Source organism: Fretibacter rubidus (assembly GCF_041429785.1).
Taxonomy (GTDB): Bacteria; Pseudomonadota; Alphaproteobacteria; order Caulobacterales; family Maricaulaceae; genus Fretibacter; species Fretibacter rubidus.
In genome coordinates, this window is sequence record NZ_CP163423.1 from 2,537,742 (window position 1) to 2,563,094 (window position 25,353).

Sequence of the window (25,353 nt, forward strand, 5' to 3'; positions counted from 1 at the left end):
TACGCTAATACTGTAGCATATTATTTGGGAGTGGGCTGTGACATCATCTATTTTTAAACTAGCCGTTATTGGCATTATAGGCCTTTCTGTAAGCGGCTGTGGTGTTGCTAAAACAACTGGCAAGGTTGCAGCACTGCCCTTTAAAGCCGTTTATAAAACGGGCGAATTTGCAGGTAAAAGCGTTTACCACACGGGCCGCCTTGCGGGAAAAGGTGCCTATAAAACGGGCGAATATACGGGCAAAGGTATTTATCACACCGGTAAATTTGCAGGCGAGAGCGTTATCGCGACAGGTAAAGGCGTTTATTACGTCGGCACTGTGCCTGTCAAAGTCACAGACAAAGCGCTTGATACATCCGCCAAAGTCCTATCTGTCACCACCCAAGCTGTGGACCTGACAGGCAAAGTTGTGACGGTGTCACGCCGCATCAACGCCTCACAACTCGACAGCGAACTTGCCGCCTTAGAAGGCGCCACCAATGTTCTGGGCGTTGTCGTCGATGTTTTAGGCGGTTAAGCTCACGTTAAAGTGTATCCATTGACACCGCTGTCGGCAGTCAGTGATTAGGAACCATTCGTGTTTTGTGGTATTATACTATGAAACAGGAGGTTTTATGCGACACACATATCTAACATCTATTTTAGTCACAATGGGCACAGCAGCCCTGCTCAGCGCACCAGCGCAGGCCGGACATGGCTTTGACACAACAATCACGGCACCAGTTCAAACAACGGTTAAGCTTGACGTGCAGCTATCGGATGAAATGGCTTATCGTGCGAATAACTTACCCAAGAGCCTTCGCGACCGCGGCGGCGTTGGCCTGTCTCGTTCTGGTTTTAGCGCTAATGGCTATTACGGCGAGAAAGACTTGAACCGCCTCACCGCGCGTCTTGAAAAACGCTTAAACGAGCAATTAGCCAAACGCGGTGTCACCGTTGATGATAATGCAAGTACAGTCTTGCGTGTCGTCCTAACCGATGTGCGCAACAACCGCCCGACGTTCAAGCAGCTCTCGAAAGAGCCAGGTCTATCTTATGACAGCTTCGGTAACGGCGGGGCAGAAATTGAAGCCGAGCTTATTCGTGCAGGCGGTGAAGCCTTAGGCGAAATGTCATATCAATGGTATGAAAACGATATTCAAGACGCACGCTTTGGCGGTACCTGGTCCGATGCCAACCGTACCATTGACCGTTTTGCAAAAAAAGCGGCCAAGACACTCGGCACCTCATAGCCATTGTCTATATACCTAAAACGGCTCCCAGCTTTGGTTGCGGAGCCTTTTTTATGCTGTCATTTCACAGTGACGTGATTGTCCATTAACTGCGCCCAGGGTTATAAAACATCAGGAGGGTTATCATGCGATCTGTTTTATTAAGTCTTGCCTTATTTTTCACACTGGTAAGCGCCGTTCCGAGTTACGCTGCAGACAATAAGAAAAGCGCATCAACAGCTGAACAAAGCTTTGTTAAAAAGCGTTACACAATTAAAGGCGAATGGAGCGTGGGCGAACAAGACGGGAAAACAGTCATTCATTTTAATGATGCGTTTAAAACCAAAAGCGGCCCTGATTTAAAAGTCGTTCTGCACACCGAAACTGTCGATAATGTCGATCCGAAAACGGCTATAGAAGACGGCGTAAAAATCGGCGTTTTGAAGTCAAATCGTGGCGCGCAAAGTTATATCTTGCCAGACGACATTACGTTGTCAGATTTTAAAAGTGTGCTTATCCATTGCGAGGCCTTCTCTGTGTTATGGGGTGGATTTGATATTGTGGACGCGGCCAGCGCGCCGTAACATCGCGCTATGACCCGCAGCCTTCGTTCTTTTGACCGCCTTATCTCCCACCGCTTTCGCGGCTTTGCGCCGCTTGAAAATACGGTTGAGGGTCTGAACACGGCGCTCACCTTTGGGGTGCAGCATCTGGAATTCGATATCCGCGTGGCGCGTTGCGGCACACCGATGATTTATCATGATGAATACGCCTTGGACGGGCATGGCAAGCGCCGCTTATTATGCGATGTCATGGCCAAAGATTTTGCTGCGATAGGTGGTCGATTTGTAACGATACCAACTGCAGAAGATTTATTTAATGCGGCCCGCGACCACGAGGTGACATCGGCGCAATTATTAGTCGATATAAAGGACGCAGGCTTTGAGCTTGAAATTCATGCGCTTGTCATGGCAGCAGGCCTATCAAAGCGCGTGACCTATGTGTCTTGGGTGCCCGAAGCGCTTTATCAAATTCACGCCATTGCGCCGAATATTCCGCTCTGTCTGTCACATTGGTGCGAAGACCCGAACGCCATGATCCGCGCGCATCATGTTGTTTATACGGCTGCTGATGGGCATATATCAAAGACCGCCCAAAGCCGCATTCACGGCCAGCGGTCAGGTTATTATGTAAAAGGTGGTCTGCGCGGAACGTTACGCGATATGATTATGAAAACAGGCGGTAGCGTCTGCGTTCCGCAAGACATGGTCAGCACGGACTTAGTTGCGGATTATCACCGTGACGGCATAGCGGTCTCGACATTTTCATATATCAATTGGCCGTCAATTGAGGCCCATGATGAGGCGATGAATATCGACCTTTATTTCATTGACGATAAAGTGGTCTTTGACGCGCTATAAATCACGATCAGGGTTACCATCATTAGCCGGGATTAACGCCTCGCCGTCTTGGCCCGCGATTGCATAATTCCCTTTTAACCAGCGCCCTAAATCAATATCGCCACAGCGTTTTGAACAAAACGGTGCAGGCGCATTATCAGCAACAATCTTTTTGCAAATTGGGCATGTCTCTGTCTTACCGCCAGCACTACTCATCGGTCTGCACTCACGTCAATGATGTCGCCTTTAATCATGTCAAACCGCGCACCAAGACGGTCCGTCATAGCCGCTCTCCAACCAATCGTGTCCGCATCCAACCAATCAAATATGTCCGACGTCGCGGTCAGCATCAGCTTAGCCCCGGCATTGGCGCGCCCCTCTTTTTCCAAACGCCTTAACGCGCCAACCGCTCGGGTTTCAACTGTCGGTTCCCCGCGGCTATCCAGCATAACATCAGCTAATGACGCATGGGTCTTAGCCCGCGTCATTTCGACAGTGCCAAACCGTGAAACGGGCGCGATTTTGACGACGTTGGGATCATTGTCAAAAGCCCGTAACATGGCATCAAACAACTTTTCGCGCTGCTTGACTTGGCGCAGATTAGGAAAATCAATCACGAATAGACCACCCAAGCCGCGCAATCGGACTTGGCTAGCAATTAATTCACAGGCACTCAGGCTAACGTCAAATCCGCTGGGGGCGTAACCCTTGTCCACGTCAATCGCGACGAGCGCCCGGGTCTGCTCAATCGCAATATCCCCGCCGCCCGCAATCGCGACTTCAATCTCTAAGGCGTCATCAACGGCGTTCACAGCCGCCTTATCAACTTTGGCATTAGGAAAACGAGTTAGCAAAAATTCTTCCAAGCTCTGGGCTTTAATAAGTCCAATCTTCTCGCCGTCAGCGACGCTATCAAACTTCAGCACAGGGCCTTTGTCGTCTTCCGCATCGCGTGTGACCAAGACCTGAATATAGCGACCTTCAGACAGGCGCGGTGCCCCTTGAGCATTGGTGAATTTCAAAAACCCGTCCGGGCCAAATCCCAAATCGACAAAGGCGGCGTCCATCTGCGGCTCGATACGCGTTATACGACCGCAAACAATATCGCCAGCGCGCGGTTTGCCGGCCTCGCTCCAGCGTCGCACATAAAGTTCGGCAATGGATTTGCCTTCGTAAACGGCGGCGCGTGTTTCGCCAACGGCGTGCTCTATAACGATGCGGTGTTTCATAATGTATATCCAGAGGCGAGCAGAAGATTACGCGTTTCAAAAACAGGCAAACCAACAACACCTGTATAGCTGCCAATAATATGGCTGATAAAGGCCCCCGCACGCCCTTGAATACCATAGCCGCCCGCTTTACCGCGCCATTCATCGCTTGCGATATAGCTGTCAATTTCGGACTGCGTTAGGCGTTTCATCTTAAGCCGTGTTTCCGACACACGAGCGCGCATAACACCTTCACCATCAATGATACACACACTCGTGTAAACACGGTGGCCCCGACCCGATAAAAGACGAAGGCAATCGCGCGCTTCAGTCTCGGTTTCGGTTTTTGGAAGGATACGCCGACCAACGCCGACAACTGTATCGGCGGCTAGGATTATGCTGCCGCTATTATTCACGGAGAGCTTATGGGCTTTTTCTTGGGAAAGTCTTAGGGCGTGAGGCTTGGGCAGCTCACCAGCGATAGGGTCTTCATTAATATCTGCGGGAATTACATGATTGGGGACAACGCCAATTTGCGCGAGTAAGTCAAGCCTACGGGGTGAGGCCGACGCCAAAATAAGCGGCGGACAGTCAGAGTGCGGCGCGCCGTGCATAGGCGCAGATTACTTGAAACGGTAAGTAATACGACCCTTGGTCAGGTCATATGGGGTCATCTCGACAGTGACCTTATCGCCCGCCAAAACGCGGATACGGTTTTTACGCATACGACCAGCCGTATGGGCAATGATCTCGTGATCATTAATGAGTTTCACGCGAAATGTCGCATTCGGCAGAAGTTCTACAACTTCGCCTTCAAACTCGAGTAATTCTTCTTTAGCCAAACTTATTCCTTTTTTCAGCTCTGCAACTTTTGTGTTACCGTGCGCTATATAGGGGTTTATTTGAAAAAAACAGCCCTAATGGCTGTGATTACGCCCTATTTTGCGGGCTTTTGCTCAAAATGCCGCGCTAAACGGTTGTCAATATAGTCCCGCACGGCCCGGTAATTGTTCATCATCGCCCGTACATCAAGCGACCCTGTCGTCGGGTCGGGGATGGACCAAACCTCGACCGTGGTATCGCTATCTTCAAAAACAGCCTTGGCGGCCTCCCCTGCGGCATCGGTAAAGGCAATGACGTGATCAAAATTTGTATCGCCCAAATCGCCCAGAGTTCGGGCGTGATGGGCGCTCATATCGACGCCTTTCTCAGCCATCACCGATACCATAATGTCATCAAGGTGACCGCTGGCCATACCCGCCGATTGTACATAAATGTCGCGACCAAACCGCTTTTTCATAAGACCTTCGGCCATGGGCGAACGAATGGAGTTTAGATAACACACAAACAATATCGATGATGGGAGCGGAATAGATTTTCCCATATCACGTCCGCCTGTGCAACGAGCAGATGAGGGTAAACAAGCGCCGCGAGGTGTTAAAATCAATCTCGGCCTGATTACGAAGGCTATCAGTTAAAAGCCGCGATCCTTCATTATGAAGGCCCCTTCGTCCCATATCTATCGCTTCAATCTGTGCGCTTGTCGCTGTACGAATAGCGTTGTGATAGCTTTCACAAATCATAAAATAGTCTTTGACGATGCGTCGAAATGGGGTCAGTGACAGCGTAATATCATCCCGCTCTGCCCCGTTTGATCGTTTGACCTTCATAATGAGTTTGGACGCATCGCGAAGCGCTATATCAACAATATAAGGACCAGCATCACTGGTCAGCGGGCGGAAGACGTTATCTTCCAGCAAATCAAAAATCGCAACACGGCGTTCATGCTGCATTTCGGGACTGGTCGCCGGCAAGCTATCAGCATCAATGTTTAGCTCATTAATATAATGGTCACCGTCTATAGGATCAGAGTTGTCGCTTGTTTCACTCATATAATCACAGCGCCCTAATCATCGGGGTGAAGCGGCACAGATTTGGTCCTGCGCGGCGGGGCTGTATCAGCGAGTATCAAATCAATCGCCTCGACATCACAAACAATCTCACCATTACCCGCAAAAACGAGATGTAGTTTTCCGGAAGGGGCCAAAGTAACATTTTCAGACGGCACAAACCCAACGGATAGCAAGACTGCCAGCGCCTCTTTATTATCGCGTTCAATACCGCGCGAGGCGACTGACAGAATACCGTCAACTCTAAGGCCGCAAAGCACACGTTCTTGCCCGTCACCATTTTCGTGGCGAAAGCGGGTCAAGCGCAAGGTGAGCGAACGCCCTTTGCGGTCATAGCTGATTTCACCGATACGAATAATCGCATCTTGTAAGACGCTACTGATTACGGTCAGGTCATCAGCGCTTTCCGCTTTTAATTTCAGCCCTAATGGCACACAGCCTCCATATGTTATTCTGGAACGCGGGAGATTTTCGCCCCGCATTGTCCAAGTTTAACTTCGATGTGTTCAAAGCCGCGGTCAAGGTGATAAACGCGACCAACATGCGTTTGTCCTTTCGCCGCCAGTCCCGCCGCAATTAAAGACGCGGAGGCGCGCAAATCTGTCGCCATGACTTGTGCCCCGCGCAAAGCTTTCACGCCGCGCACAATCGCTTCGCGCCCAGTCACGGTAATATCTGCGCCCATACGGGTCAGTTCAGGACAATGCATGAAACGGTTCTCGAAAATATTTTCGCGTATAATAGACACACCGTCAGCGAGACACATCAGCGCCATAAACTGCGCCTGTAAATCGGTCGGAAACCCCGGATAGGCTTGCGTGTCTAAATCGACGGGCTTAATCAAGCCGCCGTCACGTTCAATCGTAACCGTGTTTTCGTCCATGCTAACATGGGCACCCGCCTGCGCAATGAGCGGCCAGAGCGAGCCAAGGTGATCATGCCTGATACCTCTCAGTCGCACTTTACCCCCTGCCGTGGCAGCGGCTAGCGCATAGGTGCCTGCCTCTATGCGGTCTGGCACAACAGCGTGCTCGACACCGGATAATTTCGAGACGCCTGTGATTGTCATCTCAGACCGTCCGGCACCTTCAATTTTCGCCCCCATCGCGTTTAAGCAATTGGCGAGATCAACGATTTCAGGTTCGCGTGCAACATTGCTCAGCACTGTTGTGCCCTTAGCAAGAACGGCCGCTAAGACAGCGTGTTCCGTTGCCCCAACACTGATAAATGGAAAAGTAATCTCTCCCCCTGTGAGGCCGTTTTTCGCCGTCGCGATGACGTAGCCCTCGTCTAGCACAATATCTGCGCCGAGCGCTTCCAGCGCTTTTAAGTGTAAATCTACAGGACGCGCACCAATTGCACAGCCGCCAGGTAGGGACACTTTTGCCGCCCCCTCACGAGCCAGCGTCGGGCCCAGCACATTAAAGCTCGCGCGCATTTTACGTACCAGATCATAAGGCGCAGTCGTCGATGTCAGGGATTTCGCATGAAGCGTCATGGTTGAGCCCTCGCCTGCGTCAACCTTTACACCCATATGCTCCAATAGCCCCGCCATAGAGCGCGTATCACGCAGTCGCGGCATATTGGTTAGAGTAACAAGCTCATCGGTCAGCAGGCAGACCGCCATTAATTTGATTGCTGAATTTTTTGCGCCGCTGACCTGTATATCGCCTTCTAGCTGATGGCCGCCTTCTATGACTATCTTATCCATGGGTACCCTCTTTAATGTGATGACTATCTGGTGGATTAGACAGAATCACTACGGCGACTGTGGGGTTTTCATAGGGCAATTTAGCGGCTTTCACTAGGGCTGCTCAGATGCGGCGTCAGACGACTTTTGTTTGCGGGCGGCCTGTTTACGGCGGCGCAGATTTTCGCGAAGCTTCGCCGCAACACGTGCATCACGGTCTGCGGCGCGTTTTTGGGCTGGAGTTAAAGGCTCTGGCGTATCAGTCATAGTCATGAGTTAGGGCGAATGGGCGCTTAATTCAACCGCCCTAATCAATGCCGATCATCTTATGCGTTTGAATAGACAGACACCACTGCGGATGGGTGAGGCAATATTCAACACAGGCTTTTACATTAGTCGCGTTTTGTTCTGGACGAAACAAGCTATCATCACGGGGTTGCAGAGAGAAACGCGCGAAATCCATATGAGCGAAATCATCGGGTGTATTTTCAATCTGCGGATAGACCAGCTTTAACTCATGGCCTGATATCTGCACGACCTCTGCGCCCGCTTTGGGCGAAATACAGAGCCAATCAATACCGTCTGGCGCGATGACTGTGCCGTTACTTTCTACCGCGATTTTAAATCCTGCCGCATGGAGGGCATCAATTAAAGGCGCGTCGAGTTGCAGCAGCGGCTCTCCGCCTGTGGCGACAATCCATTTATTGGGCTGTCCTGCTGGCCAGTGGTTTTCTAAGGCAGCAACGAGGTCTTGCGGTGTTTTAAATTTACCGCCGCCCGGGCCGTCAACGCCAACAAAATCAGTGTCGCAAAAATTACACACGGCATCGGCGCGGTCTCGTTCAAGGCCTGACCAAAGGTTACAGCCTGCAAAACGCAGGAAAATTGCGGGCAGGCCCGTCTGGCCGCCTTCGCCCTGAATGGTCAGGTAAATCTCTTTGACGCTATAAACCACGGGAATAATCCGCCCAGCCTTTGGCACGCAGGTCACACGCTGGACATGTCCCGCAACCATAGCCCCAGTCAAAACGCCCGTCGCGCACGCCCTTGTAACACGTGTGAGTGTCTTCCAAGATAAGCTCGACCAAGGCGTCACCACCCAAAACATGCGCCACGGCCCAAGCGCCTGCTTTGGACAAATGCATCAGCGGTGTTTCCAGAGTAAACGGCACATCCATACCCAGCGATATAGCGCGCATTTGCGCGTCTAATGTGTCTTTGCGGCAATCGGGATAGCCAGAAAAATCAGCTTCGCACATACCGCCGATGAGCGTGTGTGCGCCGCGACGGTAGCCAATGGCCGCCGCGAAATTTAGAAATATTAAATTCCGCCCCGGCACAAATGTAGAGGGCAAGCCTGTCTCATTAATCTCAATCTCTACATCCCGCGTCAGAGACGTTTCCGATATTTGGCCCAGCGCCGATAAATCAACCAAATGATCTTCGCCGAGCTTGTTTGACCATTTTGGAAAATCCGTTTTAAATCGGGACAGCACAGTGTCGCGGCACTGCATCTCGACACTGTGGCGCTGGTCATAATCAAACCCAACCGTCTCCACATGGGCATATCGCTCAAGCGCCCAAGCTAGGCATGTGGCGCTATCTTGCCCGCCAGAGAACATGATTAGGGCTTTTTTGGGTCTATCTATCGCTGCATCACTCATGCGCGGCGCTATATCGCGGAAATTACGCCCTGACCAGAGGCGATGGCATGAAACATGAAACGCTACACTCGAATACAGACTGCAGATTAGACGAATCGAGATAGCTATGGCTTTAATGACAAATGCAAAACCCAAAAAATTTCAATTTAAAAAGCGTTATATTGCCTTCGCGATTATCAGCGCGGAAATGCTAGCTTTACCCTTCGCTATTCCTGCGGCTGCGCAAATCATTGACCGCGTGTCGTTTTCAATCCCTCAACAAGTCGCCAGTGTGAACATTGACGCTGAACCCGGTAAAACGCAGCTTGTCATCACCTCCAATGCTGGTTTTACAGTTGCCACCGAAGGCGCGATTGGTGATTTTGACGTGCGTGTGCAACCGTCTGGCAGTATCAATGGCACCCGCTATGGTGATAACGCCCAAGCCCCTGGTCCTTTGCAAGGCTGCGGCGTGGCCACGACAACAACCCCACAAATCATTTATAATGCGACTCAAAAAACAGCCTTGCGCAAGGGCGAAATTTTAAGCCAGTCCGTTATTGTCGAAATTAATTACGATCCCGCGCTAAAGCCTAAATTTGTCGTCAAGACACTGGATAATTCAAAAGGTCTTGCGCAAGCGGGCGCCTGCACAGTCATTGACAGCTAATTAATTAACATCCGCGAGAACCTCTAAAAACGCTGCGCCAAAGCGGTCATATTTGACCTCGCCGACTCCTGAGACTTCTAGCATTTGGGCACGGCTTGTAGGCCGTTTGCCTGCCATATCAATCAGGGTCGCGTCAGAAAATACAATATAGGCAGGTTTGCCGAGTTCGCGGGCCAGTGCCGCACGGCAGGATTTTAGCCTGGCGAGCAAGGTGGCGTCACGATCTGATAGGCCACTTTCACGCGCCAGTTTTGTGCGGTCACGGTCTTTGCGAGTCGCGCGTGTGTTGGTGCGAATGGATTTACATTCAAATGTTGCTGTACCTTCGACCACGGCGCGGCCTTTGTCTTTAACGCCCAACGCGCCGTAACGCGCAATATCCATATCAATATGCCCGCTGGCCAGAGCTTGCCGGATCAAACCTTGTAAATAAGGGGCGCCAATCGCTTTGGCTTTACCATAGCTGGGTAATTTATCGTGACCAAACTGGCGCACGCGTTCTGTATCTGCGCCGCGCGCGACCGCAATGATATGCGCTTGGCCGAACCGCTCGCCCGTCTCAATAATTGTATCCAAGATAAACCGCAGCGGTTCTGTTGCATCAATCATCTCGGGCGGATCTTCACAAATATCGCAATTTTTACACGCGGGACTGTCTTCGCCGAAATAACTCAGCATAACTTGGCGGCGACAGGTCGAGGCCTCACAATACGTCAGTAGAGCATCGAGGCGTTTCATTTCACGAATTTGATGGGCGGGTTCAGAATTTTCCTCGGAAATAAACTGCCTTCGCATCCGCACATCATCAAGACCGTAAAGCATATGTGTGAGCGCGGGCGCGCCGTCACGCCCGGCGCGGCCAATTTCTTGGTAATAGGCCTCCATAGACCCAGGCAAGTTTAGGTGAAAGACAAACCGTATATCAGGCTTATCAATCCCCATCCCAAAAGCGATTGTTGCCACAATCACGACGCCCTCTTCGGCCATAAAGCGTTCTTGCGTATCAAACCGCAGCCCCGCATCAAGGCCTGCGTGATAGGGCAAAGCCTTATGCCCCGCGGCGCGCAAATGTGCGGCATATTCCTCTGTGTTTTTACGCGAGAGGCAATAGACAATGCCCGCCTGCCCGCGCACGCCGTCCATAAACGCAAGGAGTTGTTTCTTCCGGTCAATTTTTGGTGTGACGGTTAGCGATAAATTCGGTCTATCAAATCCGTGGACAATGACCCGTCCCCGTCCCGCAAATAAAGCATCCGCGATGTCGTCGCGTGTGGCGGCATCAGCTGTTGCGGTAAAGGCCGCAATCCGTGCATCAGGAAAATGGGTCTTTAAATCTGATAATTGTGCATATTCTGGGCGAAAGGCTGGCCCCCATTTTGACACGCAATGCGCCTCGTCCACCACAAACATCGACACACCAACCGCTTTCATGGCGGACATCATACGCGGCGTCATCAGGCGTTCAGGTGAAAGATAAAGCAGTTTCACTTGTCCCGCTGCCACGCGCCGCCATTCCGACACATTCACCTCCCGGCCTTGGCCAGAATGAATACAGGCCACATCCACGCCATTAGCGCGCAGCCCCGCTACCTGATTATCCATCAAAGCCACCAGGGGTGAGACCACTACAGTTAAACCGTCCAGAAGTAATGCCGGCACTTGGTAACACAGCGATTTGCCCGCGCCCGTTGGCATAACCGCCAGCAGGTTCTCACCGCGCATCAAATGATCGATAATCGGACCTTGACCGGGGCGAAAGCTGCCAAAGCCGAAAACGGACTGCAATATAGAATCAGGGCTTTGCATAGTGCTTTCGTGGACGCGAAGCCCCTCTAAAACAAGGGTTAAGCCATGCAAATATGTGGTTAAGATTGGGTGGTCATCGTCATTATTTTGTGACACATACCCTTTAGTTTAATCGGGACGGTTATGGTTGATAATGCAGACATTTCTGGACGCTCTTCGGGGGCCGCGTTTAGCGAGGCCGTGGAGAAAGACAAAGCGCACCGCGCCAAATCCCGTTCATTAAAGCCGCTACGGGCACTTTGGCCTTTTGTGACCCGCTATCCGGGCTGGCTTATCGGGTTTTTGATATTCTTAATCTTGTCCGCAGGGGCTGGGCTTATCCTGCCTGGAATATTAAAGCTGATTGTAGATTGCGGCTTTGGCGGCGATGCGATTTCAAACAGCACCTTTTGCACACGGGCGTCAACCTTTGGCGACGGCGACCTGATGGGATATTTTGGCATCGCCGTTATTTTTGCGGTCTTTTATGCCGCCTTTGGTGCGTTACGGTTTTTCTTTATCACAACATTAGGGCAGCGCGTTATCGCCGATATTCGACGCGCGGTGTATTCCAAGCTGCTGACGCTTAGCCCCGCATTTTTTGAACGCGTGCGCACGGGCGAAGTGCTTTCGCGCCTAACGACTGACACAACATTAATCGAAACGGTGATCACAGGGTCTATATCGTTTGCGCTCCGGTCTATCGCGACAATCATCGGTGCGCTGTTTTTAATGTTTGTGCTAAGTTGGAAATTATCCTTGATGGTTCTGGCTATAGGCCCGCTGATTATCGTACCTGCTATCATTGTTGGCAAACGCATTCGCAGTCTCTCGCGCTTGTCCCAAGACCGACTTGCTGAAGCTTCTGGTCGGGGGTCAGAAGCCCTAACGGCGGTGCAGACTGTGCAAGCCTTTACCCGTGAAGCCATGGAAGATGACAATTTTTCTACCGCGATTGAGCAGAGCTTTGCAGCGCAGAAATCCCGTATCACCGTGCAGTCGTTGTTAACGGCGATGATATTTTCAATCTCTATGATTTCGATATTCGGAATACTCCTTTACGGAGCGTCGTCTGTGTCTAAGGGTACAATTACGGGCGGAGATATTGCGGCCTTTACGGGCTACGCCATTTTAGTCGTCTCTAGTTCTGGCGCGCTGACAGAGACATGGACAAACCTGCTGCGCGCAGCAGGGGCGTCAGAGCGTTTGGTCGAAATCTTAGAGACCGAGTCAGAGATAAAAGCACCCGAGGACAATGCCGTGATGCTAAAATCCGTACGCGGTGAAATCGGCTTTAAAGATGTCAACTTTGCTTACCCAACGCGCCCTGATGACGTTATTTTAAAAGACATCACCCTTACCGTCGCCCCTGGCGAAACGGTTGCGCTTGTCGGGCCTTCGGGAGCCGGCAAATCGACCATCTTTCAGCTTTTGCTGCGGTTTTATGATGTTAAACAGGGGCGGGTCACACTGGACGGAAAAACTATCACCGCCTTTGACCCAACAGATTTGCGCAGAACATTTGCGATTGTACAGCAAAACACGCCGCTATTTTCTGGATCTGCCATGGATAACATTCGTTATGGCCGCGACGGGGCAAGCGACGCAGAGGTCATAGAAGCCGCCAAAGCCGCCTATGCACATGAGTTTATAATGGCGCTGCCCAAAGGGTATGAAACGGATCTCGGCGAGCGTGCTACGACCCTATCGGGTGGGCAACGACAACGGCTCGCGATTGCCCGTGCGATACTCCGTGATGCGCCTGTTCTGTTGCTGGATGAGGCGACAAGTGCGCTGGACGCTGAAAGTGAACGTGCCGTGCAAATGGCGTTTGAGGCCATGTCCAAAGACCGCACAACCATTGTCATTGCACACCGTTTGGCCACGGTGAAAAAGGCCGACCGCATTATTGTGTTTGATGAAGGTCGCATGGTCGGCGAGGGCACGCATGATAGTCTGATTAAGGATGACGGGCTTTATGCGCGTTTAGCGGCGCTGCAATTTGATAAGGGCTAGAGGCTTACGCTAAGGCTCGTCACGCTTCACGCGCCCCTGCCCTGTCACAGATACCCCGCTGCGAAGCAGTTGAAACAACATAATTTGCAAAACACCAAAGCCGGCGATGCCTAATGCCAACCATTTTGCCACAGGCTCCCGCCACAGCACAAAGAGTACCAGCGCGACACCGCCAAAGCCAATTGCGGTAAAAATCTGCGCGATTTTATATTGTTTGTCGCGCAGGTCAGTGTCGTTATTGGGCGCGTCGGTCACCGCTATAACTCCGCTTCGGCTTTATCTGCCATAGCGCGAAAAATAAAAAACTCACCCGCAGCCACGGCGCAAAGAATAAGGGCAATAATTAATCCCAAATCCTTATCGGGCATGAAAAAATATAGCAAAACCGCACACACCAATGTACTGCCCGAGCCGAATATTTGCATCATGCGAAAGGCTTTAACACGGCCTTCTTTCATCTCGCGCTCTGTCATCGGTCTGCCTTTTTCCGCTTATAAGCCGAGCTTGATTTTAAGGATTTGGTTCACCGCTTGCGGGTTGGCTTTGCCTTGGGATTTCTTCATTACTTGACCCACAAAGAACCCAATAAGTTTCGGGTTATCCGCGACCTTGGCTGCTTGATCAGGGTTCGCGTCGATAACGGTTTGCACCATCGCCTCAATCGCGCCCATATCGGTGACCTGTTTCAGGCCGTCACGCTCAATGATTGTATCGGCGTCGCCTTCGCCCGCAAACATTTTCTCAAACACGTCTTTGGCGATTTTGCCAGAGATTGTGTCATCTGAAATACGGTCAAGCAGGCCACCCAACGCCTGCGCGGAAACAGGACTGTCGGCCAAATCAAGGTCGGCCTTATTCAGCGCACCGAAAAGCTCGCCCATCACCCAGTTGGCGGCTATTTTACCGTCGCGGCCTTTGGCCACTAATTCGTAAAAATCACCATTGGCTTTATCCGTGGTCAGCACCGCCGCATCGTAAGCTGGGATGCCGTAATCCGCCATGAACCGCGCTTTGCGGGCATCGGGCAGTTCCGGCAATGTCGCCTTGACGCCGTCCACAAAGTCTTGGGTTAGCTGCAATGGCAGCAAGTCAGGGTCGGGAAAATAGCGGTAATCATGCGCGTCTTCCTTTGACCGCATCGGGCGCGTTTCGCCTTTCACACTATCGAACAAGCGTGTTTCTTGGTCAATACTTCCGCCGCCCTCAATAATCTCAATATGGCGGCGCGCTTCATACATGATAGCTTGACGAATAAACCGAAGCGAATTGACGTTTTTAATCTCGCAACGCGTTCCGAGCTCTCCGCCGGGTTTACGAACAGACACGTTCACATCGGCGCGCAGATTACCCTTCTCCATGTCACCGTCACACGTCCCAAGTGCACGCACAATGCCGCGCAGTTTATCGACATAGGCTGATGCCTCATCCGCGCTGCGCATGTCCGGTTTAGAGACAATCTCCATTAACGCGACACCGCAACGGTTGAGGTCAACATAAGTCTCATCAGGGGACAAATCGTGAATCGATTTGCCCGCATCTTGTTCTAGATGCAGACGCTCAATTCCGACGTTCACAGCTTCGCCGTTTTCGGGCTCAATCAGGATTTCGCCTTCGCCCACAATGGGGTGCTCGAACTGGCTGATTTGATAACCTTGCGGCAGGTCGACATAGAAGTAGTTTTTACGGTCAAAGCGCGAGAACAAATTAATTTGCGCGTTCAGGCCAAGCCCGGTGCGCACCGCTTGTTCCACGCAAAACTCATTCACGACAGGCAACATACCAGGCATACCCGCATCAACGAGCGAGACCTGCGTGTTAGGCTCTGAGCCAAAATCCGTGGCCGAACCAGAAAACAGCTTGGAATTACTCGCGACTTGGGCGTGAACCTCCAGCCCAATAATAATTTCCCAATCGCCTGTCTCGCCTTGGAGCCAATCTTTTTTATCTGCTACGCGTTCTGCTGTGAACATATCTAGCTCCACCACTTTTCTGGCTTGGCCGTGAACCCTGCCGCTTTTTCCAGCGCGCTTGCCGCAGCAAACACGGTATCCTCATCCAATGCCTTGCCGATAATTTGCAAGCCAAGTGGCAAGCCGTCTTTATCGAGCGCCGCCGGCACAGAAATCCCCGGCAGCCCAGCGAGATTTGCTGTCACAGTGAAAATGTCGTTGAGATACATTTGAATGGGATCCGTCACCTTGCGGCCCACAGCGAAAGGGGCGCTTGGGCATGTTGGGGTCAGTAGCGCGTCGCAACTCTCCCAAGCGGTTTTAAAATCCTCTGCAATCCGCGTCCGCACTTTTTGGGCTTGCAGATAATAAGCATCGTAATAGCCCGCAGACAGCACATAAGTCCCGATCATAATGCGGCGCTGTACTTCCGCCCCAAAACCTGCGGCGCGGGTCTTATCATAGGTATCGTTCAGGTCGTCACCTTCGACGCGCAGGCCGTAACGCATACCGTCATACCGCGCCAAATTCGAGGACGCCTCGGCCGGCGCTACGATGTAATAAGCGGGCAGCGCATATTTCGTATGCGGCAGCGACACGGGAACAATTTCTGCGCCTGCGTCTTTCATCCACGCAATGCCTTGATCCCAGAGCGATTGAATTTCAGGCGGCATGCCGTCGATGGTATATTCTTTGGGGATGCCAATGCGCATGCCTTTGACAGAGCGCTCACAGGACGCCGTCCAATCGGGGACGGGTAGATCCAGCGACGTGCTGTCCTTTGGGTCATAGCCCGCCATAGATTCGAGTAATATCGCGCTGTCTTTTACTGTCTTGGCAATTGGGCCCGCTTGGTCGAGCGAGGACGCGAATGCCACAGTGCCCCAGCGTGAGCAGCGGCCATAGGTCGGTTTAATGCCCACAGTCCCGGTAAAAGATGCAGGTTGGCGAATAGAGCCGCCTGTATCCGTCGCCGTAGCGCCAAGGCACATGTCCGCCGCCACCGCCGCAGCAGAGCCGCCAGAAGAGCCGCCAGGCACCAAATCCTCGCCTTTGCGACCCCCGACTTTCCAAGGATTAATCACAGGGCCGTAGGCAGACGTCTCATTCGAGCTACCCATGGCAAATTCATCCAGATTAAGCTTACCCAACATCACCATGCCGTCAGCCTTCATATTGGCTGTGACGGAGCTTTCATAGGGAGGCGTGAAGTCACCGAGGATTTTAGATCCCGCGCAGGTTTTGACGCCGTCCGTGCAGAACAAATCCTTAATACCCAGCGGTGCGCCTTCGAGCTTGCCGACCTCTCCCTTCGCGCGACGCGCATCAGAGGCCTTGGCTTGTTCTCTCGCAAGGTCGTGCGTATCCGTGATAAAGGCGTTCAGCTTTTTACCCGCTGTACAGGCCTCAATATGGGCGTCAGTTAATTCCACAGAGCTAAACTCGCCTTTGGCCATGCCGTCCAGCGCGGATGATAATGTCATTTTTGTGAGGTCACGCATCATGCTATCTCCGCCCTATTCCACTGACCGCGGGACAACAAAAAAGCCGTCCTCTGATTTTGGCGCATTGGCCAGCACATCGTCGCGCTTGCCGCCGTCAGAGACGACGTCTTTGCGCATCGGCGCGGGCATCGCCACAGCCGACGTCATTGGGGCCACGCCCTCTACGTCCACTTCTTGCAACTGCTCAATCCAGCCCAAAATCCCGTTAAGTTCATCAGCCAGCGGTTGCAGGCGGCTCTCATCCACATGCAGGCGCGACAACCGCGCGATTTTCTTGACATCTTTGGCACTGACCGTGTCGGACATGGGTCTCTCCAATGGAAAGTTAAAATACCCGCGCGGATTAGCAGGGCAGACCCCGCGCGGCAAGCGGGCAGTGCGAAAATATGGGCTTTGGGCTGCCTCTATACAACCCAGCCCGAAATGCGCCTTGCGGGGCGCGCGCTTGCACGCTAATTGGGCGGAACTTATTGATAGGGATTGCCATGCCGAAATATAACGAAACCGTTGCCTCACCTGGCATGCCGTCTACGGGCAATGCGCTCACCCGCTGGATTGGGCATGCGATTTTGGGCATGATGGGATGGAAGCTTAAAGGCTCTTTTCCGAATGAGAAAAAGCTTATCTTTATCGGCGCGCCGCATACATCCAATTGGGACCTTATTATTGCGCTCGCCGCGATGATGGCAGTGGGTGTAAAAGCCAGTTGGATGATGAAAAAAGAAGCGTTCTTCTGGCCTCTTGGCGGACTTTGGAAATCACTTGGCGGTATCCCCATTGACCGTAAATCAAAAAACGACATCACCACGCAAATGGCCAATTGGTTTGATTCCGTTGATCAAGGCTATCTCGGTATTACCCCCGAAGGCACGCGGTCCAAAGTCGATAAGTTCAAAAAAGGCTATCTGCGCATGGCCTATGCGGCCAAAGTCCCCGTTTTCATCGTCGCCATTCACGGCCCGACCAAAGAAGTCATCTTAGATAAATGCTGGGACCTAACATTTGAGACCGAAGTCGATAATCGACGCATCAAAGCCTATTATGACAAGACTTATGAAGGTATTGTTGCCGAGAAAGGCTAGGGTTTAGAGTAGTTTGACATGAACTCTCCCACCCATTCCCTGCTTGCCCTTGCGATTTTGTCCAAGCGTGGGGAGCGTCGCCGTAATGTGGCAGTGTTCATCGGCGCGCTTATTCCTGACCTGCTGATTTATATCTGGGCGCCGTATCAAATGTTTATTAAGGGCGAGACGCAGACCAATATATGGGATGTGCTTTATTTTGCGCCACCGATGCAGACGGGTATTGCGCTGTTTAATTCTATTCCAATTTATCTGCTGCTGGCGGCAATCGGATTTATAAAACGCGGGACGACATGGGGAAAGCTTGTTTTATTCTTTGCCCTCGCCGCGCTTATTCATATGGCGACAGATTTTCCGGTGCATGGCCATGATGCCTATCGTCATTTTTGGCCCCTGTCTGATTTTCGGTTCCATTCCCCGATAAGCTATTGGGAGGTTGACCATCACGCGCGCTGGGTCAGCCTTGTTGAAGCTTTGATTGCACTGAGCGCGATTATTGTGTTGTGGCGGCGGTTTCCGAAGCTTTGGGTGAAGATTATACTAGGTGTTTTGGCGCTCGGATATTTGGCGTTACCCTTGCTCTATAACCTTGCGTCGATTTACATTCCGTCCTAAGCGCCCCCATGGCGATGATAACCTTAGATGATTTACGAAGCAGCACCGGCGCGCTCCTCGGCCTTGACCCTGGAACGAAAACGCTGGGTCTTGCGATATCAGACCGCACACGCCTTATCGCGACACCACTAGAGACAATTACACGCGAGAAGTTCGTCTCTGATGCCGCGAAACTACTGGCGCTATACAAAGCCAATGAGGCGTCCGCGCTCATTATTGGTTACCCCGTTAATATGGACGGTAGCCTTGGCCCACGCACGCAATCGGTGCGTGACTTTTGCACCAATCTGTTGCGGATAGACGATGTCCCGATTTTCCTTTGGGATGAACGCATGTCGACCATGGCCGTAACGCGCACCATGATTTCTGCGGATATGAGCCGCAAAAAACGGTCTGAAAACGTCGATAAACTTGCCGCCAGCTATATCTTGCAAGGCGTTCTTGACCGTTTGCGGGCGTAACCCTGTCACGAAATTCTTTGACTCTCTGCCCGCGCAGTTTTAGAGCGTTCAAAATAGTGTTGAGGACATATGGCTGCTCCAGAAGATCATGTCGGGGAATATCCCTTTGACCGCCAGCATTGCTTATCCATTTCTGATTTCCACCGAATGGATGTCGAGGCGCTTTTGGCCCTTGGTGAGCGTTATCTCGATTTAGATATTCAAAAAAATCAGGCGCGTCATGTCTTGGCGGGCAAGACGCTGATTAATGTGTTTTTTGAAAACTCAACCCGCACAGAAAAAAGCTTTGAGCTCGCCGCCCGGCGTCTTGGGGCTGATGTTATTTCCATGCAAATGGCGACAAGTTCAGTGAAAAAAGGTGAGACGCTGCTGGATACCGCAACGACGCTGAACGCAATGAACCCTGATTTGTTGGTTGTGCGCCATAATGCGTCGGGCGCGCCTGCGCTTTTGGCGCAAAAGGTCTCTTGCGCCGTGATTAATGCGGGCGACGGTATTCATGAGCATCCAACCCAAGCGCTGCTTGACGCGCTGACCCTTCGCCAGGCCTTTGCGACAGAGACAGACGGCGGGCAGATAGACGGGCTTCGCATAGCCATATGTGGGGATGTGCTGCACTCCCGTGTGGCGCGGTCCAATGTCGAGCTTCTCAATATGTTAGGCTGTGAAGTGCGCCTGATTGGACCGCCGACATTAATTCCGTCTGATGCGGACCGTTGGGGCGTTGATGTGTTCCACGATATGAAAGCGGGGCTAGAAGGCTGTGATGTGGTCATGATGCTGCGCTTGCAGTTAGAGCGTATGAGCGGAGCTTTTGTGCCGTCAAAACGCGAGTACTTTCATTTCTATGGTCTTGACCGTAGAAAGCTAGGCTATGCCAAGCCTGGCGCGCTGGTCATGCATCCGGGACCGATGAACCGCGGCGTAGAAATCGCCAGCGATATTGCCGATGACCCCGATGTCAGTCTGATTACGCAACAAGTCGAGACAGGTGTCGCCATGCGCATGGGCATATTACAGGCCTTGTCAGAGTCTCAAGACAGACGCCGTCGACGCGCGCAAATGGACGGGGGCGTGTCATGAACAATACGCAAAACTTCCCCGACGTTCATAGCATTATTAATGCGCGCATCATTGATCCCGCTAGCGACTATGACGGTGATGGGGTCATAACTTTTGAGAACGGTGTCATCACAGATATCGGCCCCGATGTCCTGCCGCGGGGAGAGACAATTGATGCGCGCGGGTTAATTGCGGCCCCAGGCTTAATTGATATGCGCGTCCAAACGGGCGAGCCAGGGCGCGAAAGCAAAGAAACACTAGCGACAGCAGGGCGCGCCGCAGCAGCGGGGGGCGTGACATCCTTTGTCGTGATGCCCGACACACGCCCCATTATTGATGATATGGCACTCGTGGATTATATCATGCGTCGCGGCGAACAGGATGCTTTGGTCAATGTTTTAGTCGCGGGTGCCCTCACCAAAGATTTGGACGGCAAAACGCTGACCGAAATTGGCTTGATGTCCGAAGCGGGGGCAGTTCTGTTTTCAAATGGGCCTGAGCCGATAACAGACGCGCAGATCATGCGAAGACTATTGTCCTATTCCGCGACCTTTAACGCCCTGATTGCCAACCGCGCAACAGAGCCGTCTTTGTCAGACGGCACATGCGCCCATGAAAGCGACTTATCATCGCGCCTTGGCCTGATGGCGGCCCCTGCAATTTCTGAACGCCTGATGGTGGAACGCGACGTTGCACTGGCTGAATTAACGGGGGGGCGTCTCCTTATCGATTTGATAAGCTCGCGCGAGGCCTTGGACGTGATCAAACGCGCCAAAACACGTGATTTGGATATTGCTGTGTCAGTGTCGATTAATCACCTCTGCCTTAACGAACTCGATATTGGCGATTACCGTACATTTGCAAAACTTGACCCGCCACTTCGTGATGAGGCTGACCGTCTGGCGCTGATTGACGGCATTAATGCGGGCGTCATTGACGTCATTGTCTCTGATCATGACCCCCGTCCCGCAGGCGAGAAACGCTTACCTTATGCCGAGGCCAGCGCGGGCGCTGTTGGGTTAGATATACTTCTCAGTGCCGGATTGTCACAGGTCGCAGACGGTAAGTTGGATTTGACGGCATTCCTCGCGGCGCTGACGATAAATCCCGCTACACTTTTAGGACTAAGCAGTGGACGTCTGGCCAAAGGCGCGCCCGCTGATATTATCTTGATAGACCCACATAAACCCTGGGTCTGTAGCGAGACACAGCTGTTATCCAAATCTAAAAATACGCCCTTTGATGGTCGCCGCATGACGGGGCGTTGTGTGCAGACCATTGTCGGCGGTATTACAGTTTTTGATACCCTAACCCGTTAAGAAATATTTAGCCCGTCCACAGTAGGTTTGTCGCCTATGACATGGCCGCTATACATCGCAGGTGGGATGCGACGTAGCTTTGCCCGTTTTTGCGGGATAAGGCGTCTTGGCATCTTGTTATCCTTACTCCTGATGATCTTCATTCCGACCGCTAAGGCTGAATGGGCCAATCAAAGCTGTGCTTTCCCGCATCGCATTCCGGTTACGTTAACAGCAGGCAGCGGCGGGCATAGTTCTGAGACCCGTATTGATTTGGTCAGCGCAGATTTTCCAGCCAGCTACACATTCACAGCCGACGGGGATGATATCCGTGTCTTTGCAGGTGATGATTTAACGCCCATATCATTTGTGGTCGCAGAATGGGACCCACCGACACGCGCGGCACAAATATATGTACGCACATCACCCATGGCAGCAGGAACAAGCCAAACGCTTTATATTTATTTTGGCGACGGTACTGTTGTCGCGGGTAGCAGCGCAACGGTTGTCTTTCCTGATATTGGCATGCGCCTTCGGTCCCGCGTCAGCACCGCCGACCCCGTTAGCCCCAGCGACGCCATTGCGCAGTTCACGGCCGCGACAACAGATGTTTACAACGCCGTTCGTTCATCCGTGTCAGGTATCAATAACCGCGCCGTTGGCGGCACGAACGGCAATTACGGCTGGTGCATAAGTGCAGTCCTTAACGTGACGCCAGCCACGACTGGTAATTGGGGCTTTCGTTACGGGGCTGATTTCGGGCTTGGTGGGCATTTATTTGTTAAAGGCCAACAGCTTGAAGAAGACTGGAATGATAATTTATGGTGGGCCAATAATTACGCTAATACAGCTGAGACCCTAGAAGGCACCATCACACTTGGAGAGGGTTGGCACCGTTATGAGGCTTTAGGGTTTGAGGATTGCTGCGATGGTCCCACCGGGTTTCAAGCCCGTCCACCCGGCGGATCCTGGCAGGATCTATCCAGCAGTAATTTCCCCCTACGCGCAGTTGAATGCATCACCCCAACGGTCATAGTGACGAAAGCAGCCCCGCAAAGCTGCTCTACGACATTAGAAGCCGTGAAAACCGTTGATGTCATCTCAGATATTATCGGCACGCCCACCCTGCCCTATGCCATGCCAGGCTCTCTTATCGGATATGACATCACAGTCACTAATCCGGGTCAGGCCGTTGACGCGAGTACGCTGGTTTTGGGCGATGTTTTGCCGCCTGATATTGCGCTAGTCGTGTCCCCCGCTAGCGCGTTTAGCTTTACGGACGGCACGCCCAGCAGTGGACTCAGCTTTACTTACGCGGGCCCATCCAGCACAACGGATAGTGTGGAGTTCTCAACAGACGGCATAGACTTTAGCTACGTTCCGACAGGCCCTATTGACGGGACAATCACCCATGTGCGGTTCAACCCTAGCGGGACGTTTGCGCCCAATAACGCGGGCGCCAAACCCAGCTTCACGGTACGCCTAACGGGCAGCGTTAAGTGATAATCTGTAACCACGGCCAACGCGATTGATAATCCTGCGCCTTTTGCAAAAACAGTTCTGGCTTTGGATTGGCGGGGTTCATTTTCAAACGCCCGCTGGCCATATCGAATAATCCATAAGGCGCATATAAAGAGCCGTCATCCAAGGCTAGACCAACACAACTACACTCAATAAGAAACTGCTCTATGCCGTGCTTTGATGATGTCAGCGGTTCAATGGGCGAGCCAAAGCGCGCCTCATACCACAGATGCACGCGGGCTTGATTTCTAATTTCTACCTTGTCAGCAATAGCCCCCAGCAAATCACGCGCCTGCGTAATTACCGCGTCCTCTGCCTCCCATGACGTATCAGGGTCATAATAAAAGACATCGTAATCTTTTATGCCGTGCGGAATATCCAAGCCTGATTTGACGTTCCAAAAGCTTTGAAACAAGCTACCTGCACAGAGATAGCCTTGCGGAAGGTTTAAACTGGGCAAACGGTCAAGCAAAAGCGCGTTGACTGGATTGGCCTTTACAGCCCTCATAAAATCATTGGGGTTCATCATCCCCTGTCTTTAGCGGCTATAATTTACTTTGACAGCCCCCAGCCTTCGGGGCAGTTTGGCGTCATGGATATAACATCAATTATTATTGCACTGTTGGGTGGTTACGCGCTGGGCTCTATTCCCTTTGGCTTGGTGATTGCCAGGCTCTTTGGCCAAGGTGACATACGCGCTATAGGATCTGGCAATATTGGTGCGACGAATGTGCTGCGGACAGGCCGCAAGGATTTGGCTGCGCTAACATTGCTGCTGGATGCGGGCAAGGCCGGTATTGCAGCGCTCATTATCAATCATTTTTTAGGCGCACCCTTTGGCCTTATGGCGGGCGCAGCGGCGTTGATTGGGCATTGCTTTCCCGTCTGGTTGAAATTTAAGGGCGGCAAAGGTGTGGCAACATTTTTTGGTGCCCTTCTCGCGACGCAGTGGCAGGTGTTCCTCGCTGCGGCTGTGATTTGGTTATTAACAGCTTTTATCAGCCGCATGTCTTCACTGGGTGCACTTGCGGCCGCGGGCACCGCCCCCTTCGTCGCGCGTTATTTCGGTTTTGATAATGTTGCGATGATGGCGGCTGTCATGGCGGTTATTATTTATGTGCGTCACCACGAAAATATCATGCGCATTATTAAAGGCACCGAATCTAAGATTGGACAAAAGGGCGCTAAACCTACACCCGAAAGCGCGTCCAAAGAGTGAGCACGCGAGCGCTTGATTTTTCTGAAAAACGCGACTGGTTACGGCTAACGCGAACATCCACTGTCGGGCCTGTGGCATTTCGTGACCTCCTCCAGCGGTATAAAACCCCAGGGGCTGCGCTAGACGCTTTGCCATCACTTGTGCGGCGCAAGGGCTTGTCGATACCAGGTGTCGTGCACGTCGAAGCCGAAATGGAAGCGTCAGAGGCGCTGGGCATTAATATCATCGCCAGTTGCGAGCCGGATTATCCCGCTTACTTACGCGCTGTTGACCCAACACCCCCTATCATAAGCGTTTGGGGCCGCGTTGATATCTTGCACAAACCTTGTGTTGCCATTATCGGGTCGCGTAACGCGTCCGCCATGGGGCAGCGCTTTGCGCGTCAAATCGCGGGCGAACTTGGCGAACGAGACTACACTATTGTATCAGGCCTCGCGCGCGGTATTGACGCAGCAGCCCATGGCGGCAGCCTAGGGACGGGCACGGTCGGCGTTTTAGGCGGCGGCGTTGACCATGTTTATCCGAAACAAAACGCAGAGTTATTTGACGCGATGCGCGAAGGCGGGGCGCTGGTATCTGAAAGCCCCCTGGGTTACCTCGCAACGGCCCGTGACTTTCCGCGCCGCAACCGCATTATCTCTGGCCTTTGTGCGGGCGTTGTTGTCATAGAGGCGGCAGAGCGCTCTGGCACCTTAATCACCGCGCGATATGCGATGGAACAAAACCGCGAGGTTATGGCGGCCCCTGGCAGTCCGCTCGACCCGCGCACCAAAGGCTGTAACCGCCTTATCCAAAACGGCGCGGCGCTCATTGAGGGTGTCGATGACATAATCGCTGTTTTAGAACACACACGGGCGCCCTATGTGATGGAAGACAATGAGAATTATACCCAGCCCGCCTTTGATTGGGATGCGGCGAGTGATGATATTGGTAAAGCCCGCAAGGCCCTTATGAACTTACTATCGCCGACCCCCGCACCGCGAGACGAGCTTGTGCGACTTAGTGGTTATCCAACACCCATTGCTAATGCCGCGCTTTTGGAAATGGAATTATCGGGTGATGCCCATGTCGAAGCAGACGGGCGTGTGGGTTTAAATCTTACATAAGG

Annotated in this window: 32 protein-coding genes; 14 read left to right on the top strand and 18 right to left on the bottom strand. The window is 52.3% G+C overall.

All coding sequences use genetic code 11. The features are described 5' to 3' along the window. Window positions 1–37: 37 nt before the first annotated feature. The 4 genes from AB6B37_RS11600 to AB6B37_RS11615 all read left to right on the top strand — a co-directional run bounded on the left by AB6B37_RS11600 (window position 38) and on the right by AB6B37_RS11615 (window position 2,632). Window positions 38–517: a hypothetical protein gene (locus tag AB6B37_RS11600; RefSeq protein ID WP_371395969.1), complete on the top strand. Its 480-nt coding sequence runs from the start codon at window positions 38–40 to the stop codon at window positions 515–517. Window positions 518–614: 97 nt separating this feature from the next. Further along, on the top strand, window positions 615–1,232 hold the full coding sequence (locus AB6B37_RS11605) for a DUF3313 family protein (protein WP_371395970.1): 618 nt from the start codon (window positions 615–617) through the stop codon (window positions 1,230–1,232). 125 nt (window positions 1,233–1,357) lie between these two features. Next, the gene (locus AB6B37_RS11610; RefSeq protein ID WP_371395971.1) at window positions 1,358–1,795 is read left to right on the top strand and encodes a DM13 domain-containing protein; all 438 of its coding nucleotides are present in this window, start codon (window positions 1,358–1,360) and stop codon (window positions 1,793–1,795) included. A gap of 9 nt (window positions 1,796–1,804) precedes the next feature. Continuing rightward, complete coding sequence (locus AB6B37_RS11615; protein WP_371395972.1) at window positions 1,805–2,632, top strand: glycerophosphodiester phosphodiesterase; 828 nt, start codon at window positions 1,805–1,807, stop codon at window positions 2,630–2,632. Here the strand turns inward: AB6B37_RS11615 and AB6B37_RS11620 are convergent. The 11 genes from AB6B37_RS11620 to queC all read right to left on the bottom strand — a co-directional run bounded on the left by AB6B37_RS11620 (window position 2,627) and on the right by queC (window position 9,083). Next, window positions 2,627–2,827, bottom strand: a complete 201-nt coding sequence (locus AB6B37_RS11620) for a DNA gyrase inhibitor YacG (protein ID WP_371395973.1) — start codon at window positions 2,825–2,827, stop codon at window positions 2,627–2,629. The genes AB6B37_RS11615 and AB6B37_RS11620 overlap by 6 nt on opposite strands. After that, window positions 2,824–3,840, bottom strand: a complete 1,017-nt coding sequence (locus tag AB6B37_RS11625) for a ribonuclease E/G (protein ID WP_371395974.1) — start codon at window positions 3,838–3,840, stop codon at window positions 2,824–2,826. Before AB6B37_RS11625 ends, AB6B37_RS11620 begins: the two co-directional genes overlap by 4 nt. After that, window positions 3,837–4,433, bottom strand: coding sequence for a nucleoside triphosphate pyrophosphatase (locus AB6B37_RS11630; protein ID WP_371395975.1), 597 nt, complete (start codon window positions 4,431–4,433; stop codon window positions 3,837–3,839). The genes AB6B37_RS11625 and AB6B37_RS11630 overlap by 4 nt, the downstream gene beginning before the upstream one ends. Window positions 4,434–4,442: 9 nt before the next feature. Further along, complete coding sequence (gene infA, locus AB6B37_RS11635) at window positions 4,443–4,661, bottom strand: translation initiation factor IF-1 (RefSeq protein WP_371395976.1); 219 nt, start codon at window positions 4,659–4,661, stop codon at window positions 4,443–4,445. A 95-nt stretch (window positions 4,662–4,756) separates the two neighbouring features. Next, window positions 4,757–5,203, bottom strand: a complete 447-nt coding sequence (locus tag AB6B37_RS11640) for a low molecular weight phosphatase family protein (protein ID WP_371395977.1) — start codon at window positions 5,201–5,203, stop codon at window positions 4,757–4,759. A gap of 1 nt (window position 5,204) precedes the next feature. Next, window positions 5,205–5,711: a UPF0262 family protein gene (locus AB6B37_RS11645; RefSeq protein ID WP_371395978.1), complete on the bottom strand. Its 507-nt coding sequence runs from the start codon at window positions 5,709–5,711 to the stop codon at window positions 5,205–5,207. A 14-nt stretch (window positions 5,712–5,725) separates the two neighbouring features. Next, entirely contained in the window at window positions 5,726–6,163 is a 438-nt protein-coding gene (locus AB6B37_RS11650; RefSeq protein WP_371395979.1) for a DUF2948 family protein, read from the bottom strand. 14 nt (window positions 6,164–6,177) lie between these two features. Further along, entirely contained in the window at window positions 6,178–7,440 is a 1,263-nt protein-coding gene (gene murA / locus AB6B37_RS11655) for a UDP-N-acetylglucosamine 1-carboxyvinyltransferase (RefSeq protein WP_371395980.1), read from the bottom strand. 93 nt (window positions 7,441–7,533) lie between these two features. Further along, window positions 7,534–7,692 (bottom strand): hypothetical protein, encoded by a 159-nt coding sequence (locus AB6B37_RS11660; RefSeq protein ID WP_371395981.1) that lies wholly within the window; start codon window positions 7,690–7,692, stop codon window positions 7,534–7,536. A 34-nt stretch (window positions 7,693–7,726) separates the two neighbouring features. Next, window positions 7,727–8,374 carry a 7-carboxy-7-deazaguanine synthase gene (gene queE / locus AB6B37_RS11665; RefSeq protein ID WP_371398447.1) on the bottom strand — a complete coding sequence of 216 codons (648 nt, stop codon included), beginning with the start codon at window positions 8,372–8,374 and terminating at the stop codon, window positions 7,727–7,729. Beyond that, the gene (queC, locus tag AB6B37_RS11670; RefSeq protein WP_371395982.1) at window positions 8,364–9,083 is read right to left on the bottom strand and encodes a 7-cyano-7-deazaguanine synthase QueC; all 720 of its coding nucleotides are present in this window, start codon (window positions 9,081–9,083) and stop codon (window positions 8,364–8,366) included. The genes queE and queC overlap by 11 nt, the downstream gene beginning before the upstream one ends. A gap of 106 nt (window positions 9,084–9,189) precedes the next feature. Here queC and AB6B37_RS11675 point away from each other — a divergent pair, with 106 nt between their 5' ends. After that, window positions 9,190–9,732, top strand: a complete 543-nt coding sequence (locus tag AB6B37_RS11675) for a hypothetical protein (RefSeq protein WP_371395983.1) — start codon at window positions 9,190–9,192, stop codon at window positions 9,730–9,732. Here AB6B37_RS11675 and recQ read toward each other — a convergent pair whose 3' ends face one another. Next, the gene (recQ, locus tag AB6B37_RS11680; RefSeq protein ID WP_371395985.1) at window positions 9,733–11,634 is read right to left on the bottom strand and encodes a DNA helicase RecQ; all 1,902 of its coding nucleotides are present in this window, start codon (window positions 11,632–11,634) and stop codon (window positions 9,733–9,735) included. Window positions 11,635–11,661: 27 nt separating this feature from the next. Between recQ and AB6B37_RS11685 the strand changes: the two genes are divergently transcribed. Further along, the gene (locus AB6B37_RS11685; protein ID WP_371395986.1) at window positions 11,662–13,533 is read left to right on the top strand and encodes an ABC transporter transmembrane domain-containing protein; all 1,872 of its coding nucleotides are present in this window, start codon (window positions 11,662–11,664) and stop codon (window positions 13,531–13,533) included. A 9-nt stretch (window positions 13,534–13,542) separates the two neighbouring features. Here AB6B37_RS11685 and AB6B37_RS11690 read toward each other — a convergent pair whose 3' ends face one another. From AB6B37_RS11690 to gatC, 5 genes are read right to left on the bottom strand one after another with little or no spacing between them, the layout of a single operon-like run. After that, window positions 13,543–13,788 (bottom strand): hypothetical protein, encoded by a 246-nt coding sequence (locus AB6B37_RS11690; RefSeq protein ID WP_371395987.1) that lies wholly within the window; start codon window positions 13,786–13,788, stop codon window positions 13,543–13,545. Between the two features lie 2 nt (window positions 13,789–13,790). After that, entirely contained in the window at window positions 13,791–14,006 is a 216-nt protein-coding gene (locus AB6B37_RS11695; protein ID WP_371395988.1) for a hypothetical protein, read from the bottom strand. Between the two features lie 18 nt (window positions 14,007–14,024). Next, window positions 14,025–15,503 (bottom strand): Asp-tRNA(Asn)/Glu-tRNA(Gln) amidotransferase subunit GatB, encoded by a 1,479-nt coding sequence (gatB, locus tag AB6B37_RS11700; protein ID WP_371395989.1) that lies wholly within the window; start codon window positions 15,501–15,503, stop codon window positions 14,025–14,027. A 2-nt stretch (window positions 15,504–15,505) separates the two neighbouring features. Beyond that, window positions 15,506–16,984: an Asp-tRNA(Asn)/Glu-tRNA(Gln) amidotransferase subunit GatA gene (gene gatA / locus AB6B37_RS11705; protein ID WP_371398448.1), complete on the bottom strand. Its 1,479-nt coding sequence runs from the start codon at window positions 16,982–16,984 to the stop codon at window positions 15,506–15,508. Window positions 16,985–16,999: 15 nt separating this feature from the next. After that, window positions 17,000–17,293: an Asp-tRNA(Asn)/Glu-tRNA(Gln) amidotransferase subunit GatC gene (gene gatC, locus AB6B37_RS11710; protein WP_371395990.1), complete on the bottom strand. Its 294-nt coding sequence runs from the start codon at window positions 17,291–17,293 to the stop codon at window positions 17,000–17,002. Between the two features lie 179 nt (window positions 17,294–17,472). On the opposite strand from gatC, the gene AB6B37_RS11715 reads away from it, so the two are divergent. The 6 genes from AB6B37_RS11715 to AB6B37_RS11740 all read left to right on the top strand — a co-directional run bounded on the left by AB6B37_RS11715 (window position 17,473) and on the right by AB6B37_RS11740 (window position 23,008). Beyond that, window positions 17,473–18,069, top strand: coding sequence for a 1-acyl-sn-glycerol-3-phosphate acyltransferase (locus tag AB6B37_RS11715; protein ID WP_371395991.1), 597 nt, complete (start codon window positions 17,473–17,475; stop codon window positions 18,067–18,069). An 18-nt stretch (window positions 18,070–18,087) separates the two neighbouring features. Then, entirely contained in the window at window positions 18,088–18,684 is a 597-nt protein-coding gene (locus AB6B37_RS11720; protein ID WP_371395993.1) for a hypothetical protein, read from the top strand. Window positions 18,685–18,692: 8 nt separating this feature from the next. Next, the gene (gene ruvX, locus AB6B37_RS11725; RefSeq protein WP_371395994.1) at window positions 18,693–19,145 is read left to right on the top strand and encodes a Holliday junction resolvase RuvX; all 453 of its coding nucleotides are present in this window, start codon (window positions 18,693–18,695) and stop codon (window positions 19,143–19,145) included. A 69-nt stretch (window positions 19,146–19,214) separates the two neighbouring features. After that, entirely contained in the window at window positions 19,215–20,228 is a 1,014-nt protein-coding gene (locus AB6B37_RS11730; protein ID WP_371395995.1) for an aspartate carbamoyltransferase catalytic subunit, read from the top strand. Beyond that, window positions 20,225–21,526 carry a dihydroorotase gene (gene pyrC, locus AB6B37_RS11735; protein ID WP_371395996.1) on the top strand — a complete coding sequence of 434 codons (1,302 nt, stop codon included), beginning with the start codon at window positions 20,225–20,227 and terminating at the stop codon, window positions 21,524–21,526. Before AB6B37_RS11730 ends, pyrC begins: the two co-directional genes overlap by 4 nt. Before the next feature lie 36 nt (window positions 21,527–21,562). Then, window positions 21,563–23,008, top strand: a complete 1,446-nt coding sequence (locus AB6B37_RS11740; RefSeq protein WP_371395997.1) for a CCXG family PEP-CTERM protein — start codon at window positions 21,563–21,565, stop codon at window positions 23,006–23,008. On the opposite strand, the gene AB6B37_RS11745 is transcribed toward AB6B37_RS11740, so the two are convergent. Then, window positions 23,001–23,555, bottom strand: coding sequence for a nucleotidyltransferase family protein (locus tag AB6B37_RS11745; RefSeq protein WP_371395998.1), 555 nt, complete (start codon window positions 23,553–23,555; stop codon window positions 23,001–23,003). The two genes, AB6B37_RS11740 and AB6B37_RS11745, sit on opposite strands and share 8 nt — an antisense overlap. A 63-nt stretch (window positions 23,556–23,618) precedes the next feature. Here AB6B37_RS11745 and plsY point away from each other — a divergent pair, with 63 nt between their 5' ends. Further along, a complete protein-coding gene (gene plsY / locus AB6B37_RS11750; RefSeq protein WP_371395999.1) occupies window positions 23,619–24,245 on the top strand; it encodes a glycerol-3-phosphate 1-O-acyltransferase PlsY in 627 nt (208 codons plus the stop codon). Continuing rightward, a complete protein-coding gene (gene dprA, locus AB6B37_RS11755) occupies window positions 24,242–25,351 on the top strand; it encodes a DNA-processing protein DprA (RefSeq protein ID WP_371396000.1) in 1,110 nt (369 codons plus the stop codon). The genes plsY and dprA overlap by 4 nt, the downstream gene beginning before the upstream one ends. The last annotated feature ends 2 nt before the right edge of the window (window positions 25,352–25,353 follow it).